Below are 15,274 nucleotides of genomic sequence, written 5' to 3'. Positions count from 1 at the left end.
TGTTCGCCTCCGTGTGGCTTACTTATTACAAAGGACTATAAAAGTGAGATTTGAACAACTAGAACAATTTGTAGCACTGGGTCAGCTTAGGCACTTTCGCCAAGCAGCTGAAACAACAAAAATTAGTACATCAGCGTTAACACGCAGCATCCAAACATTAGAAGATGAAATGGGTTACGAGCTAGTTAAACGCTCTACTCGTTCGGTAAAATTAACCACTGAAGGTGAATTGTTTTTAAGCTATGCGCAAGCGGCATTGAATGAACTTGAAGTAACTAAAAAACGTCTATACCAATCTGTTAATGGTTGTTCTGATGAAAAGTTAGTAATTGGCTATACCAATAAAGCAAGTGCGATCGTCCCTGTTTCTTGTGGTCAGTTTTTAGCACAATACCCCCATGTAAAAATCGAGATGCAACTTCAAGAACCAAGTGAATTAATGCGTAAACTTCAACTTGGTGAAATTGATATTAGCGTATGCTCACAAGCAATTAATAGCATAGGTACTGATATTCATTTACCTGATCAACTTATTTTATTTGTAGCTAAAACTCACCCACTCGCTGAAAAAAGTGATATTAGTAAACAAGATCTTATTGACTACCCAATGTATGGCTGTTTCTCACAGTCTAAGCAAATCCAAGCCATGTTAAACGAAGCTATTGAGGGGCTAAATAAAACACCGTCAATTAAAGTGGGCAGCATTGAGCAAGTGATGGATGGTTTATGTAAATCAAATCACTTTGCAATTGCCAGTATTGAACATGCTAACACAGTTGCAGAGCATACCGGTTTGGTGCAATTGAAAACAAATAAGGATTTAACGCAAGAACAATTGGTAGTTAAAACAAGCCACCATGTCCCTCAGGGTGACCATGTAAATCAGCTGCTTTCACTTATTAAAAAGACAGCGCTGTCTATTAGTGAATAAATATAAATCAAAAGCCTGATTACTTCAGGCTTTTTTTGCTTCTTTTTAGTAGATTTAAGTTCGCGTAAACGGCTTAATAGGCTAAACTGGCTAACCTTTGATACTTAGTACGTAAAATGATCCCCTATTTCATTTCAGAAATCTATTTAGATGATATCGAAAAGCACGGTTTTACAATAATTCACAATGCGGTCTCTAAGACCCTCATTGCTCAACTCATGCATGATTGCTATAGAGTAAACCCTGACTTTAATATTGCGGGTATTGGTCGAAAAAGTGATTTACACGTTAATAAAACTATCCGTAAAGATAAAACATTTTGGTTTGATGCCAGCAGCGAGGCACAGATTCATTACTTAGCGCTTATGGAAGAAATGAGGGGAGTACTGAATCGCAGTTTCTTTTTAGGCCTATTCGACTACGAATGCCATTATGCTAAGTACCTTAATGGGGATTTTTACAAAAAACACTATGATGCATTTAAGGGTCGTTCTAATCGTATTTTTACTACGGTACTATATTTAAATACTCCTCATAGTGGGGGCGAATTAGTAATCTACAAACCTCAAAGCAAGCAAGTCGAGGTTAATATTAAACCTCAAGCAGGCACGCTCGTGATGTTTGAAAGCGATCGCTTTATGCATGAAGTACTTCCTGCTGTCGATGATCGTTACTCTATCGCTGGTTGGTTTAGAATGAATACGTCTATCAGCGGAATTATTGATCCTCCTCGTTGACATTTACTCACTTAAAAAGTGAGTGGCAAGGAGGCTGCTAATCCAATAAATATCACTAGCCCTACATAGTGGTTATTCAAAAATGCTTTAAAGCACTGCTCTCTTTTACGCCTATGTATTAACCACTGCTGGTAAATTAAAAAGCCAGACGCTGCACATAAACTAAGCCAATAATAAAAACTTAGTTGGTAGATAACCCCTACAATCGCAAGCAACCCTACAAAACAACAATTAAGTAAAAAAATCACCGCTCTATCTGCAAAGCCAAACAAAATCGCCGTTGATTTAACCCCTATTTTTAAATCATCATCTCTATCAACCATCGCATACATTGTATCGTAAGCAACTGTCCAAATAATATTAGCCAAAAACAGTAGCCATGCTGCAACTGGAACATATCCGCTACATGCCATATATGCCATGGGTATCGCCCAACTAAACGCAGCCCCCAAAACCACTTGCGGTAGATGGGTAAAACGCTTCATAAATGGATAACTAAACGCTAATACAAGCGCTCCTACCGAGAGCAAAATTGTTTGCCAGCTTAGTAACAATACAAGCCCAAAAGCAATGCTAATCAGCAACGCGAATAAGCTTAATGCTTCCCCACTACTCACCAGCCCAGCGGCGAGTGGTCGCTGAGCAGTGCGCTTCACTGAACCATCTATTTTGCGATCAGCAAAATCATTGATCACACACCCGGCACTACGCATCACAAACACGCCTAAAGTAAAAACAACAAAATTTACTAAGCTAGGAACGCCTTGACTTGCAAGCCAAAGAGCCCAATAAGTAGGCCAAAGAAGCAGTAACGTTCCTATTGGTTTATCTGTTCGCATTAGTTGCTTGTAATAGGGTATGTGTGCAACTTTTAATGAAGCAAGTTTCATTGGTATATAAAGGCCTTAGGTAAAAATATTTCACAAACCAAAAAGCGGTTTTGCGCTAGAGAGAAAACACTCCGGCGCCCCCACAATGATCGCTTTCCCTCGGAAGGTTGATCTATCAATTGCTGCACTGGGTGATGCTCATCAAAACAGGCGACTTCAATTTCAGTGCGTTTTAAATCAGGGTGTTGGAAAATGACATCACCTAACGGTTTATCGCCCAGCTCAAGTAATTGCTGCTGTTGCATACTTTTGGTTACAGGCAACCAGCTTTGCGCATAAACCATTGGCTGATTATTACACCAAAGTAATACTTCGCGGTTAACGCCCTCTTTATACTGACCATCGAGTAACGATTGTTGCTCAACATTTAGTTTAAATACTTTTTCACTGAGCACTTGCACATGAAAGTTACAGCCATGATGTTTTAATTTAGCCGTTAGTGAATTCGGCTCAAGTAGCCAATCTTTCTCATGATGAGTAAGCGGCTTAACAGTGGCACCATGCTGCCAATTAGCGTTCAATGAAAGGGGGAATGTAATCACGATATCTCTACTTAATAACAACCGAGTAAATGATACCACTGGCGGCTGTTATGAAAAAGTGATGATTAATGAATATAATAGCCTCTTCAGCCTGTATATTAATTGGTATTACGTATAAACTGTTAACCATGGCAGGAATATGGATTACTTTACTTAATATGAAAAAAACGCTCTACGCAAGCATTTTACTCTTAACAATGTTATTTGGTTTATTAACCAGCTTTACTAGCCGTGCAGAGTCAAACGTCGGTTATTTTGGTTTTGAGCCTGATATTATTGCTAATTACATTGCTCAGAATAATAAAAAGCTAGGTTACGTTCGTTTAACAGTAGATTTAATGCTAAGTGATATGGCTAATATTGCTGTTGTAGAACACCACACACCATTGCTTCGTGATGCGATTATTGAAATTTTATCAAAAGAACCTGAAGAAAATATCAAGTCACTAACTGGCCGTGAAGAAATTCGAAAGCGTTGCGCGCAAAGACTAAAAACCCTGCTCAAACAAGAAACAGGGCAAGAGATTATTCGTGAAGTACTATTTACTAAATACCTTTACCATTAGTTTTTTTAGTTTTAAAAAATTGTGCGGTAAGTGCATAAGCCATGCCACTGAGTAATCCACCTAAATGTGCCCAGTTAGCCATGCCTACAGGCAACATCTCAGCAAAGCCCAAAATAAGCCAAATAAGCATAAAGCCAATAATCGCATTACTTACAAGTGCAGGCTGTTGCAGGTTAAGGGCACTGTATATCCAACTATACCCTAATAAACCATAAACCACGCCACTTAAACCACCAAAGTTAGGGCCTACCATTAGAAACTCAGCCCAATTACTAAACAAAGCGGTTACTAAAAACAAGCCTATTAACGTGCTTTTACCAGCAAGCTTTTCAATACCGTCTCCCAGTGAGATCCACCAGATAATATTAAAAATTAAATGAATCGCACTAAAGTGCACAATAGCAGGCGTCAACCAAGTAAGGGGGTGATTAGGGTTAAATTGTAAAATACCATAAATTGACTCAAAACCACCGAGTAAGAAAGCGATATAAATACCTACACATAATAAAGTGACGGTTTGGTTGAGCCAGCTAAGTGCTTTAAAGCGTTCTTTTAAATTAAGTGACTGCCCTTGGTAACTAAGAGGCGATTGCATGTTACCAACCTGCCACGATGCATCTTGATAACGGGTATGGTTAGGGTTTTCAACAAACTCTTGCCATAAAGGTTTAGCTTGATGAAAGTGCTCGGGGGCAATACAAATAATCACATTTTGGCCATCACTTGAGCGCAATTCGCCGCTAAGCCCTTGGCTTTTTATATAGTCGATAAAACCTTGCGCCGCACGAGGATTATTAATACTGCCAAGCTCTATCATTTTTCAACTAGCTCCGGCAACTGTACTTCCCACTGTGTAAACCCGCCGTCCATACTATATACGTCTTCAAACCCTTGCTCTGATAAGTAGTTAGCAGCACCTTGCGAACTCATACCGTGGTAACAAACAATAATGATTGGCTGATCAAACTCTTTGTTCATCATAAATTCGCCAATGTTAGTATTCGACAAATGCTCAGAGCCAGGAATGTGGCCTGCTTGATATGAATTAGGATCACGAATATCTGCAATCACCACGTCTTCTTTATTAAGTAGCTCTTGAGTTTGGGCGATTGAAATATGTTTAAATGCCATTGCTGCCTCTTAAAATAATACTTTTTAATTGATAAAAAAGGCGGCTATAAGGCCGCCTTTTTCCATAGTAGAAAAGTTAGTCCCAATTAAGGATAACTTTACCTGACTGGCCTGAAATCATCATATCAAAGCCTGCTTGGAAGTCATCTACTGAATACTGATGAGTAATGATTGGGTTTAGGTCTAAGCCTGATTGAATAAGGCTGGCCATCTTATACCAGGTCTCAAACATTTCGCGACCGTAAATACCTTTGATCACTAAGCCTTTAAAAATAACTTGGTTCCAATCAACCGCCATATCTGACGGTGGAATACCGAGCATGGCAATTTTACCACCATGGTTCATGTTATTGAGCATGGCGTTAAATGCCGATGGCACGCCTGACATTTCAAGACCAATATCAAACCCTTCAGTCATACCAAGGTCATTCATTACATCTTCAAGTTTTTCGTTGGCGACATTTACGGCGCGAGTAGCCCCCATTTTACGGGCTAAGTCTAAGCGGTACTCATTCACATCAGTGATAACTACGTGGCGAGCACCTACGTGCTTAGCAACAGCAGCCGCCATGATACCAATTGGACCTGCACCTGTTATAAGTACGTCTTCACCTACTAAATCAAACGACAAGGCAGTATGAACGGCATTACCAAACGGGTCGAAAATAGATGCTAGCTCGTCGCTGATGTTATCTGGAATTTTAAACGCATTGAATGCAGGGATCACTAAGTACTCAGCAAATGAGCCTTCTCTGTTCACACCAACACCCGTTGTGTTACGGCATAAATGTACGCGTCCTGCACGACAGTTACGACAATGACCACAAGTAATATGGCCTTCACCTGAAACACGGTCTCCTACATTGAAGCCGCGAACTTCTTGCCCCATGTCGACTACTTCACCAACATATTCATGACCCACAACCATAGGCGTTGGAATGGTATTTTGTGCCCACTCATCCCACTTATAAATGTGTACGTCGGTACCACAAATAGCCGTTTTACGAATTTTAATTAATAAATCGTTATGGCCTACTTCTGGCTTTGGTGCATCTGTCATCCAAATGCCCGGTTCTGCTTTTAATTTTGATAATGCTTTCATGATCACACACTCAATAAAAACCGCGGACATGCCGCGGTTTAATAATTAATTAGATAACACCCATTTCTTTACCGATGCGGGTAAAGGCTGAAATTGCCGTATCTAGCTGTTCAATGCTGTGTGCAGCTGAGATTTGCGTACGAATACGAGCCTGACCTTTTGGCACAACAGGGAATGAGAAACCCGTTACGTAAATACCTTCAGCAAGGAGTTTGTCAGCCATGGCTGATGCCACCTTTGCGTCCCCTAACATAACAGGAATAATCGCGTGATCTTTACCTGCGCAGGTAAAGCCTACCGCTTCCATTTGCTCACGGAAGTACTTAGCATTTGACCACAACTTAGCACGCAGTTCACTGCCATCGGCTAGCATTTCAAGCACTTTAATTGAGGCTGTTACAATTGATGGCGCAAGCGAGTTTGAGAACAAATAAGGGCGCGAGCGTTGACGTAACCATTCAACAATTTCTTTTTTACCCGAAGTATAACCACCTGATGCACCACCAAGCGCTTTACCTAAAGTACCTGTAATAATATCAACACGATCTAACACGTTGCAGTACTCTGGTGTGCCTTTGCCGTTTTCGCCAACAAAACCCACAGCGTGCGAATCATCAACCATCACTAATGCATCATATTTATCCGCTAAATCACATACAGCTTCTAAATTACAAATAACGCCATCCATTGAGAATACACCATCTGTCGCGATAAGCTTTGTCTTCGCGCCTGCTTCATCAGCTGCGATTAATTGCTTTTCAAGGTCGGCCATATCGTTGTTAGCATAACGGAAACGTTTTGCTTTACATAAACGCACACCATCAATGATAGAGGCATGATTTAAAGAGTCTGAGATGATGGCATCATCTGGGCCTAAAATAGTTTCAAATAAACCAGCATTCGCATCAAAACATGATGAATATAAAATGGTGTCTTCTGTTTCTAAAAACTCACTGATTTTTTGTTCTAGCGTTTTGTGGATATCTTGAGTTCCACAAATAAAACGTACTGACGCAACACCAAAACCATGTTCATCAAGGCCATGTTGTGCGGCTGCAATTAACTCAGGGCTGTTTGCTAAGCCTAAATAATTGTTAGCACAAAAGTTAATAACTTTGTCACCTGAAGCAACTTGAATTTGCGCTTGTTGTTGCGAGGTAATTACTCGCTCACTTTTATACAGACCTTCGGCTTTTACTTCATCAATTTGCTGCTGAAGTTGGCTAAAAAATGCAGATGCTCTCATCTGAAATCTCCAAATAATTGAACGGGTAATCAAGCGTAAATTTAATCGCTGATCACGAATTGTGGCTATTGTAAAAGTTTAGCCAACTAAATGCACTGTTTGTAGTTCATCGCATAAATTGAGACTGACAACTTAAGCTGCCAGTTTATATTTAGCTACAACAGTAATGCAGGTAAATCAGCTAAAGAGTCACTGATATGATCTGCTGCTCCTATAGCGCTGCTATCAAATGCTTGGCCTGATCGTACAAGTACTTTAGTTGTAATATTCGCATTACTTGCGGCTTGCATATCACTAAGTTTATCGCCCACCATAATACTTTGCGTAGCATCAATATGGTGCTCATCAATACCTTGTAGCAACATCCCTGGCGCAGGCTTGCGGCACTGACATTCCTTTAGATATTCTGGAAGTGCTTTTTTTGGATGGTGAGGGCAAAAATAAATCCCACTGACAGTGATATTATGCTCTGCAAATTGCGCTATAACCCAGTTGCTTAGCGCATGAAAATCAGCCTCAGTATAATAACCTCGCCCTATTCCTGATTGATTTGTCACGATGATTAATTTATAGCCTGCATCAACAAACGCCTTACAGGCAGAAAATACACCGTCGATAAATTCAAACTTATCAGGTTCATACACATAACCATGATCAACATTAACAACACCGTCACGGTCTAAAAAAAGCGCTTTATTTAACATTAGTAAACCTTAGCTGCGAGCAGCTGCTCTTTTTTAACGACTAGATCGAACATCAATGTTACGTCTGCAACGGTTATTTGGGCCATTAAATCACTCCCCTTAACCCGTGTTCCCCAAGCCACTTGCTCAGCGGTTTTGCCTGTTTGCTGCAATAAATTTTGGTGATAAACCTCAACCACATAATTTTGGTACAAATACGGCCCCGTTCGTTTTGGATTAGAGTGGGCATACAAACCAATCACAGGCGTACCAACTGTAACCGCCATATGAGCAGGCCCGGTATCAGGCGCTAGCACTAGTGCGGCACGCTTAAGCACGCACAACAATTCTTTAAGTTTTGTTTTTCCAACTAAGTTTAAGATAGGTGCGTTAGCGTAGCTAATAATTTGCTCACTCAGCTCAAATTCAAGCTCTGTTGGCCCCCCAGTGATGACTACTTCAAACCCTTGACTATGTGCATGATCTGCAAGGACTGCATATCGCTCAGGTAACCAATTACGCTCTTTTTTACTCGCCGCTGGCGATATAACAAAAATAGGGCTGGCAAGCCGCTTTGCCTCGAGTAAGTCATCGGCGACAATTTGATCTTGTGCTGTTACTGGCATAGCCCAGCTAGGTTGGTAGTCAGGTACCCCTATTGATTTTGCAAACCCTTTAAATCCTTCGAGCACATGTGCTTGCGGCTCTGCCTTTATACGTTTATTTATAAATAAGCTGTGGAGCTCTTTAGCACGCGCCCAATCAAACCCAACTTTGACCTTTGCAGGAATGCAACGTGCCACAAGGTTTGCACGTAAAGCGACTTGCATATGTAAAAGCACATCAAACTTGCGGCCTTTAAATTGCTGCTTTAACTGCTCAAATGCTTGCTTACCCTGTTTTTTATCGAATACAACAAGCTCTACACCAGGTAAGTCTGCCAATAGCATGGATTCTATTTTACCCATCACCCACGTAATTTTTGCATTAGGATGAGCTTTTTGAATTGCTTGTACCGCAGAAACCGCATGACATACATCACCAATTGCTGAAAGTCGTAAAATACAGATATCTGAATAGTTTGCAGTCTGGCTCACAGGCATTGTTCACTTTATTATTAACTAGAGCTTGATCTTAAATTAACCACTCACTATTGCAAGTACTTATGCTTAGCATTAAAACGCGTTAAGATACCTCATTACCTGTAATAAAGTATCTTAGCCATGTTCAATCAACAAACAATCAATCAACACATTATTTTGAGCAACCCAGCGTACAGCGCTCAAATTAGCTTAAATTGGTTTGATGCTGAATATTGGCAACAACAAGAAAAAATAGTCGGCAGCAAAAAAGGCCGTGCCACTGCGTGGTTCTTTTGTCATAACGAGTTAACTGCCGTGCTCAGGCACTATTGGCGCGGCGGTTTAGTCGGTAAGGTTTTAAGCGATCAATACGTGTACCTTGGCCTTGAAAAGACCCGCGTTTACCAAGAGTTCGCATTGATGATGAAACTTTGTGAGATGGGCCTCAACGTACCAAAGCCCATTACAGCAAAGGTAACTAAACACGGTTTAATATACCGCGGCGATATTATTACTCAAGCAATAGAAGGCGCACAAAGCTTACTTGATGTACTCAAACAACGTGCCTTAACATCTGATGAGTTAACAAAAGTTGGTAACACCATCGCCCAGTTCCATAACTTAGGTGTTTATCATGCTGATTTGAACATTAATAACATATTATTCGACAATACGGGCGCTGTGTATATTATCGATTTCGATAGAGGTGAGATAAAGGCCGTTAAAGGTCAATGGCAAGAGGCGAATATATCGCGCTTACTCCGCTCGTTTGACAAGGAGCGTAATCGTAATCAGGTAATGCATTGGCAACAAAGCGACTGGCAGCAATTAAATACTGCGTACCAGTCATCTCTTAAGCCTAAGATTTAATTTTACTGATCACTTTAGAGGTTGAGCAGCCATCTAAAAATTCCAGCACTTCAACCTTACCGCCATGGCGTAATACGTGTTCAGCACCCGCGATTTGCTCAACAGTATAGTCACCGCCTTTAACTAAAATATCAGGGCTAATTTGCTCGATTAACTTAGCCGGCGTGTCATTTTCGTCAATACTGCCAAACGGAATGACCCAATCAACCGATGCCAATGCGCTCAATACCATTGCACGCTCATCAAGTGGGTTAATAGGCCTTTGTGGGCCTTTCAAACGCGCAATAGATTCGTCATTATTTAGACCAACCACTAAACGATCGCCTCGTGCTTTTGCTTGTGCTAAATAACGTACATGGCCCGCATGTAAAATATCAAAACAGCCATTGGTAAATACAATAGTTTCGCCATTTTGTTTTGCAAATTCTATATGCTGCAATACATCATCAAACGGTGTTTGGTAATGTTCACCATTTTTTTGTAAGTATTGGCCAAGCTTACGACTTAACTCTTCAGGAGAGACTGTTGCGGCGCCGAGCTTACTAACAGCAATACCCGCAGCAAGATTAGCAACTTCTACGGCATCTTTTGGCTGCATACCGGCTCCAAGCATTACCGCAAGCGTTGCGATAACCGTATCGCCCGCGCCAGTTACATCACTGACTTCTAGCTGCTGCGCCGAGTAGTCATATTTCTCATTTGCGCTGATCAATGACATACCTTGCTCTGAACGAGTAAGTAGCATAGCTGCAACACCGGCATCTTTTATTAGTTGGCGCGCGCTGTCGGTTAAGCTTTGCTCAGAATCAGTTTGTCCACCCGCAAGCTTAAACTCGTTTAAATTTGGCGTGATATAATCAGCACCACGATACTGATTTAAATCTGATGATTTAGGGTCAATAAGAACCGTTTTCCCTGCAGCTTTAGCCACTTGAATCATTTTTTGAATTAAACTCAACGAACCTTTATCGTAATCTGAAAACAGTACAAAATCATACTGTTCTAGAACAAGTTCTAAGCGATTTAATAATAATTGGCTGTGCTGCTCGGTAAACTTTTCTTCTAAATCTAATCGAACAACTTGTTGGTGGCGGCTGATAACACGCATTTTAGATATAGTCGGTAAATCACACACACTGACAAGCTGCGAATCTATACGTTCATCATTTAAAATATTTTCAAGGATTTGACCACTTTCATCCTCGCCAATTAAACCAAGCAAACCAACTTTACCATCTAACCGAGCAATATTTTTAGCTACATTAGCCGCACCACCAGCTTTATCTTCAAACTTACTCACCTTAACAATCGGTACTGGTGCTTCTGGCGAAATACGCCCTGAATCACCATGCCAATAGCGGTCCAACATGACATCGCCAACAACCAGTATTTTAGCGTTAGATAAATTTTTAAGCAGCCCTAGCTCCATTACTCTTGCCCCGCAACAACCATATCAATCGCTTCACATAACCAGTGACCGATAAACATATGTGCTTCTTGGATACGTGCTGTTTCATCATCTTTAATAATGATCGGTAGTTTTGCAATGTCTTTGACTTTACCACCATCACGGCCGGTAAAGGCAACTGTATAAGCACCAATTTCATTTGCAGCAGCTAGAGCTAAATTGATATTGGCGCTGGTACCTGATGTTGTTAAGCCAATGACTAAATCTTCAGGCTTACAGAGTGCTTGTACTTGGCGTTCAAACACAGTGTCAAAATGATAGTCGTTGCTGTGGGCTGTTAATATTGAAGTATCCGTGGTTAGGGCGATGGACGCTAACGGCCCGCGCTCTAACTTATAACGTACCACGAATTCAGCTGCTAAGTGCTGCGCATCAGCGGCGCTGCCACCATTACCAAACCAGACTACTTTGCCGCCCGCCTGTAACACACTATGGCACACCTCAAGCAATTGCATTACTTGTGGGTGATACGTTTCCATCGTCTCAAACAAAGTTTGATGACGGGTTAAACTTTCAAGGTAGCTCGCTGCTACTGAGTCAGTGTTAGACATACATATTTCTCTCAAATTTGTTACGGTATATAAATACTAAAGGCCACTTATTACCAGAAAAGTGCAACGGATAACCAAGCATAATCATCACCAAACACATCTTCGCCATACGTCAATGTGGTTTCTATATTATACTCTTGCCATTGTCGATTATTGCTTAGTTGTAGCTCAATCGATTGTTCATAGTCATAGTACAAACCATTAGTGTCAAAAAAACCATCGCTATTATCGACAACCGTTACTTTAGCTTGCCATAAAGAATGTAGGGATTCTGTATAGCTCATTTCTAAGACACTCGCTTTACTTGGATCCCCCTCCCCTCTAGGCTTAGTATCTGAAATAAAATTACCAATTACATATCCGTCTTTAGTATTGCCATAGGTGTATATAGTGTTCAAATACCATAAACTATGTATATTAGAATATTCGTATCTTAGGGATAAACTCTCTGTTAATTTAGGTATAAAAGCACCAAAATTGTAAGCTATATTACCAAACTGATAATTTTTGTGGTTTTTTGTATCCTCCCCGCCATACTCTAAGTAAAGCTCTATAGGCATTCCCCAATAAAAGTTCACGCTTGAAGTAAATGAAGCTAATTGGTCACCCAACTCATTATCTCGCCCACCTTCAACCATAGCTGCATTATCATTACCAGCAGGATCAAAGAACGCTTTAAATACATCTCCAGCGCTTGCTTCGCGAGGGCCGCCACCAAACTGCATCATACGGTTTAAACCAATTTTCCAACCACTTATAGGCTCAATACTAATATGTGTTCCAGCAAGTTTTGGCGTGCCGTCATGCAATTCACCTTGATATAAAATACCTTTTTCCACATGTTCAAGCTCAGAGTAATAAAGCTCGAAATCAAAGTTCCACCAATTATGCGCTGGCGCCACCATACCTAACGAAATTGATGGCGACGTACGAGCATTAGTTGAAATTATTTGTGCTGATTGCTTAAAAGGCGAAAACCAATGTTCTTTATAGCCAATATTTAGCTGCAAGTCGTCACCTGCAAAACTTATAAAACTATTATAGTTGGTAAATTTATTCTGTTGTGCACGGTAATCTGCGCCAACTTGCATCAACATGTAATCGTTCGGTCGCCAAATACCTTCAAAAAAACCTTGCCCCCACTCATCAGAGCTTACTCCACGTTGATTAGCAAGCTTTACTGCTTTATCACCATCCACTGTGAGCTTTACGCCAACGCGGGTGATATTATCAGTGCCTTGATAGGACTTTATTTTAGTACGAATTGCACTAACTAGAGCTGGCTCTGTGGCTTGTAATTTGCTTAGTGCTGCTTCTACCTCACTAAGGCGGTACGGCTTTGCCATAGGCGTGCCCGACGTAAGTGCAAATAAGGTATCAAGTTGGTGATCAAGCTGCGCATCCATGCCAATTGGTAAATAAGCAGTGGGGCTAGCAAGAGCTGGAAACGCACCTGCTAAAAAACTGGCGACTACCGCGGCTTTAATAAATTTGAATTCCATAACATCACACATTTTCTAATAAGTGGCCAAATATTACCAAATTAGGGCAAACTAAACACTCAAAACTCTCTCAAATAACGCTTTTTAACAATTTCATATTTAGCTTCTTAAGTATCCACGTTATTATTACCCTTTATTATTTGAGGCTTAAAAATGGCACGCTTTTGTTATTCGCTTATTCTTTATTTATTAAGCCCACTAATTGTTTTTTACCTATATGGAATAAGAGGTAAAAAAAACTCGGCGTATCGTCATCACTTTGCTGAGCGCTTTGGATTTGTAAAAGCTGACGCAATTTCTCCTTTGCTTATTCACTGCGCCTCAGTGGGTGAGGTACTTGCTGCAACACCTCTAATAAAGCAACTACAATTAGCGCACCCTGAGTTAGCAATTATTATCACCTGTAATACCCCTACGGGTCGTGAGCAAATAAAAAACAACTTTAAAGACTCTGTACAGACGCTTTACTTGCCGCTTGACTTGCCATCGGCAACGGCTCGCTTTTTAAAAAATATTCAACCGCAAGCACTGTGCATATTAGAAACTGAACTTTGGCCAAACTTAATGGCACAGTGCCAAAATAAACACATTCCGGTGCTGGTATTAAACGCGCGTTTATCGGCAAAATCACAACAAGGCTATAATAAAATAAAGCCACTAACCCGTGTGATAATGAACTCAATAACACGCCTAGCGAGTCATAATCAACAAGACGCACAACGCTTTATTGAGCTCGGCTTAACACCTGATAAAGTAGCAGTAACTGGCTCAATTAAATTTGATATTCAACCAAACACAACACAACTTGAAAAGGTGTCTGAATTAAAGTCACTTTATAACCAGCAACGCTTTATCTGGGTTGCAGGCTCAACTCACCCGGTTGAGCATGAACTTATTTTACAAGTTCACTCACATTTACTTACGCAATTCCCTGATGCACTACTAGTCATTGCACCACGCCACCCAGAACAGTTTAATAAAGTTGCCGATCTACTCACTAACTCAGCCCTTACATTTAGTCGTAGAAGCGAGAATAATTATGCTAATGAGCAAGTGGTATTAGCGGATACCCTAGGTGAATTACAATGCCTCTATGGCATGGCTAATGTAAGTTATATCGGGGGGAGTTTAATTGAGCGCGGCGGTCACAACCCGCTTGAAGCAGCTGCATTTTCTGTAGGGGTGTTATCCGGCCCGCACACCTATAATTTTAACCATGTGTACCCAGAGCTAGTAACGCTTGGCGGCTGCATACAAGTTAAAACTAGCGACGAGCTTTACAAGCAGCTTTGCTTATATGCAAACCAACCTGAATTAACTGAAGCACTCGGATTACAAGCCAACAAGTGCCTAATAAATAATCAAGGCGCTATTGCAAATACACTCACCATAATTAATCAGTATATTAAATCATGAACAATCAAACCGTCACGTTAGCAGAATTACAAACCCGTCAGTGGGTCTCAAATGTTATCGTCAAATACAACTTCTGCCCGTTCGCTCGTAAAGAAGTCGAGAATAACTGTATTCATTATTATACCAGCCAAAGTGTCAGCATCGATGATGCGGTAATGGAAATGCTTGAACAGTGTAATCAACTTAATTTATTAGCTGAGCGCGAAACAACACTTATCATGTTTGAGCAAGGCTTTATTGATTTTGAGGAGTTTTTAGATTTAGTAGATTTAGCAAATGCTTTACTCGTAGCACAGGGATTTGAAGGGAAGTACCAAATAGCGAACTTTCATCCTGGTTATGTATTCGCTGATAGCGATGAAAACGATGCCGCTAATTATACCAACCGAGCGCCTTTCCCTACTTTGCATTTAATACGTGAAGCAAGCATGAGCGCGGCGTTAGATGAATACAATGAGCCAGAGTCAATCCCTGAGCACAATATTAATTTAGCACGCCGTAAAGGCATCGACTTTTGGCAAGCCTTATTAAAGAACTGTAAAAAACCGAGCAAGTAA

The 15,274-nt window shown here is 40.7% G+C and carries 17 protein-coding genes; 6 read left to right on the top strand and 11 right to left on the bottom strand.

Features of this window, described 5'->3' with window-relative positions:
* Positions 1–43 precede the first annotated feature (43 nt).
* Both C7Y70_RS18075 and C7Y70_RS18070 read left to right on the top strand, forming a co-directional pair.
* Positions 44–931: a LysR family transcriptional regulator gene (locus tag C7Y70_RS18075; protein WP_135476306.1), complete on the top strand. Its 888-nt coding sequence runs from the start codon at positions 44–46 to the stop codon at positions 929–931.
* A 116-nt stretch (positions 932–1,047) separates the two neighbouring features.
* The gene (locus C7Y70_RS18070; RefSeq protein ID WP_135476304.1) at positions 1,048–1,668 is read left to right on the top strand and encodes a 2OG-Fe(II) oxygenase; all 621 of its coding nucleotides are present in this window, start codon (positions 1,048–1,050) and stop codon (positions 1,666–1,668) included.
* An 11-nt stretch (positions 1,669–1,679) separates the two neighbouring features.
* Here C7Y70_RS18070 and ubiA read toward each other — a convergent pair whose 3' ends face one another.
* Together ubiA and C7Y70_RS18060 are read right to left on the bottom strand one after the other, a co-directional pair.
* A complete protein-coding gene (ubiA, locus tag C7Y70_RS18065) occupies positions 1,680–2,558 on the bottom strand; it encodes a 4-hydroxybenzoate octaprenyltransferase (protein ID WP_135476302.1) in 879 nt (292 codons plus the stop codon).
* Positions 2,555–3,100: a chorismate lyase gene (locus tag C7Y70_RS18060; RefSeq protein ID WP_135476300.1), complete on the bottom strand. Its 546-nt coding sequence runs from the start codon at positions 3,098–3,100 to the stop codon at positions 2,555–2,557. The genes ubiA and C7Y70_RS18060 overlap by 4 nt, the downstream gene beginning before the upstream one ends.
* 158 nt (positions 3,101–3,258) lie before the next feature.
* Here C7Y70_RS18060 and C7Y70_RS18055 point away from each other — a divergent pair, with 158 nt between their 5' ends.
* The gene (locus C7Y70_RS18055) at positions 3,259–3,666 is read left to right on the top strand and encodes a flagellar basal body-associated protein FliL (protein ID WP_099295078.1); all 408 of its coding nucleotides are present in this window, start codon (positions 3,259–3,261) and stop codon (positions 3,664–3,666) included.
* Here the strand turns inward: C7Y70_RS18055 and glpG are convergent.
* The 6 genes from glpG to C7Y70_RS18025 all read right to left on the bottom strand — a co-directional run bounded on the left by glpG (position 3,647) and on the right by C7Y70_RS18025 (position 8,925).
* Positions 3,647–4,483 carry a rhomboid family intramembrane serine protease GlpG gene (gene glpG, locus C7Y70_RS18050; protein WP_135476298.1) on the bottom strand — a complete coding sequence of 279 codons (837 nt, stop codon included), beginning with the start codon at positions 4,481–4,483 and terminating at the stop codon, positions 3,647–3,649. The genes C7Y70_RS18055 and glpG overlap by 20 nt on opposite strands.
* On the bottom strand, positions 4,480–4,797 hold the full coding sequence (glpE, locus tag C7Y70_RS18045; protein WP_099295066.1) for a thiosulfate sulfurtransferase GlpE: 318 nt from the start codon (positions 4,795–4,797) through the stop codon (positions 4,480–4,482). The genes glpG and glpE overlap by 4 nt, the downstream gene beginning before the upstream one ends.
* 76 nt (positions 4,798–4,873) lie before the next feature.
* Positions 4,874–5,899 (bottom strand): L-threonine 3-dehydrogenase, encoded by a 1,026-nt coding sequence (tdh, locus tag C7Y70_RS18040; protein WP_099297756.1) that lies wholly within the window; start codon positions 5,897–5,899, stop codon positions 4,874–4,876.
* A 49-nt stretch (positions 5,900–5,948) separates the two neighbouring features.
* A complete protein-coding gene (locus tag C7Y70_RS18035) occupies positions 5,949–7,145 on the bottom strand; it encodes a glycine C-acetyltransferase (protein WP_099297749.1) in 1,197 nt (398 codons plus the stop codon).
* Between the two features lie 155 nt (positions 7,146–7,300).
* Positions 7,301–7,849, bottom strand: a complete 549-nt coding sequence (gmhB, locus tag C7Y70_RS18030) for a D-glycero-beta-D-manno-heptose 1,7-bisphosphate 7-phosphatase (RefSeq protein ID WP_135476296.1) — start codon at positions 7,847–7,849, stop codon at positions 7,301–7,303.
* On the bottom strand, positions 7,849–8,925 hold the full coding sequence (locus C7Y70_RS18025; protein ID WP_210114677.1) for a glycosyltransferase family 9 protein: 1,077 nt from the start codon (positions 8,923–8,925) through the stop codon (positions 7,849–7,851). The genes gmhB and C7Y70_RS18025 overlap by 1 nt, the downstream gene beginning before the upstream one ends.
* Before the next feature lie 126 nt (positions 8,926–9,051).
* Here C7Y70_RS18025 and C7Y70_RS18020 point away from each other — a divergent pair, with 126 nt between their 5' ends.
* The gene (locus C7Y70_RS18020; RefSeq protein WP_099297743.1) at positions 9,052–9,780 is read left to right on the top strand and encodes a 3-deoxy-D-manno-octulosonic acid kinase; all 729 of its coding nucleotides are present in this window, start codon (positions 9,052–9,054) and stop codon (positions 9,778–9,780) included.
* Here C7Y70_RS18020 and hldE read toward each other — a convergent pair.
* Genes hldE through C7Y70_RS18005 form a run of 3 tightly spaced genes read right to left on the bottom strand, consistent with a single transcriptional unit; the run spans position 9,770 to position 13,301 of the window.
* Positions 9,770–11,209: a bifunctional D-glycero-beta-D-manno-heptose-7-phosphate kinase/D-glycero-beta-D-manno-heptose 1-phosphate adenylyltransferase HldE gene (gene hldE / locus C7Y70_RS18015; protein ID WP_135476292.1), complete on the bottom strand. Its 1,440-nt coding sequence runs from the start codon at positions 11,207–11,209 to the stop codon at positions 9,770–9,772. The two genes, C7Y70_RS18020 and hldE, sit on opposite strands and share 11 nt — an antisense overlap.
* A complete protein-coding gene (locus C7Y70_RS18010; protein WP_099297739.1) occupies positions 11,209–11,799 on the bottom strand; it encodes an SIS domain-containing protein in 591 nt (196 codons plus the stop codon). Before C7Y70_RS18010 ends, hldE begins: the two co-directional genes overlap by 1 nt.
* A 50-nt stretch (positions 11,800–11,849) precedes the next feature.
* Positions 11,850–13,301 carry a capsule assembly Wzi family protein gene (locus tag C7Y70_RS18005; protein WP_135476290.1) on the bottom strand — a complete coding sequence of 484 codons (1,452 nt, stop codon included), beginning with the start codon at positions 13,299–13,301 and terminating at the stop codon, positions 11,850–11,852.
* Positions 13,302–13,454: 153 nt separating this feature from the next.
* Here C7Y70_RS18005 and waaA point away from each other — a divergent pair, with 153 nt between their 5' ends.
* Together waaA and C7Y70_RS17995 are read left to right on the top strand one after the other, a co-directional pair.
* Positions 13,455–14,717 carry a lipid IV(A) 3-deoxy-D-manno-octulosonic acid transferase gene (gene waaA / locus C7Y70_RS18000; RefSeq protein WP_135476288.1) on the top strand — a complete coding sequence of 421 codons (1,263 nt, stop codon included), beginning with the start codon at positions 13,455–13,457 and terminating at the stop codon, positions 14,715–14,717.
* Positions 14,714–15,274: a DUF1415 domain-containing protein gene (locus C7Y70_RS17995; protein ID WP_135476286.1), complete on the top strand. Its 561-nt coding sequence runs from the start codon at positions 14,714–14,716 to the stop codon at positions 15,272–15,274. Before waaA ends, C7Y70_RS17995 begins: the two co-directional genes overlap by 4 nt.

The sequence above is a fragment of the Pseudoalteromonas sp. KS88 genome, from assembly GCF_004766475.1.
Lineage (GTDB): Bacteria > Pseudomonadota > Gammaproteobacteria > Enterobacterales > Alteromonadaceae > Pseudoalteromonas.
This window is presented reverse-complemented; position numbering and strand designations above follow the sequence as displayed.

What these genes read in the sequence shown, in the direction of transcription:
- gmhB (WP_135476296.1), bottom strand. Translation starts at nt 7,849, where the DNA reads ATGTTAAATAAAGCGCTTTTTTTAGACCGTGACGGTGTTGTTAATGTT.
- ubiA (WP_135476302.1), bottom strand. Translation starts at nt 2,558, where the DNA reads ATGAAACTTGCTTCATTAAAAGTTGCACACATACCCTATTACAAGCAA.
- glpG (WP_135476298.1), bottom strand. Translation starts at nt 4,483, where the DNA reads ATGATAGAGCTTGGCAGTATTAATAATCCTCGTGCGGCGCAAGGTTTT.
- C7Y70_RS17995 (WP_135476286.1), top strand. Translation starts at nt 14,714, where the DNA reads ATGAACAATCAAACCGTCACGTTAGCAGAATTACAAACCCGTCAGTGG.
- C7Y70_RS18020 (WP_099297743.1), top strand. Translation starts at nt 9,052, where the DNA reads ATGTTCAATCAACAAACAATCAATCAACACATTATTTTGAGCAACCCA.
- C7Y70_RS18070 (WP_135476304.1), top strand. Translation starts at nt 1,048, where the DNA reads ATGATCCCCTATTTCATTTCAGAAATCTATTTAGATGATATCGAAAAG.
- tdh (WP_099297756.1), bottom strand. Translation starts at nt 5,899, where the DNA reads ATGAAAGCATTATCAAAATTAAAAGCAGAACCGGGCATTTGGATGACA.
- glpE (WP_099295066.1), bottom strand. Translation starts at nt 4,797, where the DNA reads ATGGCATTTAAACATATTTCAATCGCCCAAACTCAAGAGCTACTTAAT.
- C7Y70_RS18055 (WP_099295078.1), top strand. Translation starts at nt 3,259, where the DNA reads ATGAAAAAAACGCTCTACGCAAGCATTTTACTCTTAACAATGTTATTT.
- C7Y70_RS18005 (WP_135476290.1), bottom strand. Translation starts at nt 13,301, where the DNA reads ATGGAATTCAAATTTATTAAAGCCGCGGTAGTCGCCAGTTTTTTAGCA.
- C7Y70_RS18010 (WP_099297739.1), bottom strand. Translation starts at nt 11,799, where the DNA reads ATGTCTAACACTGACTCAGTAGCAGCGAGCTACCTTGAAAGTTTAACC.
- hldE (WP_135476292.1), bottom strand. Translation starts at nt 11,209, where the DNA reads ATGGAGCTAGGGCTGCTTAAAAATTTATCTAACGCTAAAATACTGGTT.
- C7Y70_RS18035 (WP_099297749.1), bottom strand. Translation starts at nt 7,145, where the DNA reads ATGAGAGCATCTGCATTTTTTAGCCAACTTCAGCAGCAAATTGATGAA.
- waaA (WP_135476288.1), top strand. Translation starts at nt 13,455, where the DNA reads ATGGCACGCTTTTGTTATTCGCTTATTCTTTATTTATTAAGCCCACTA.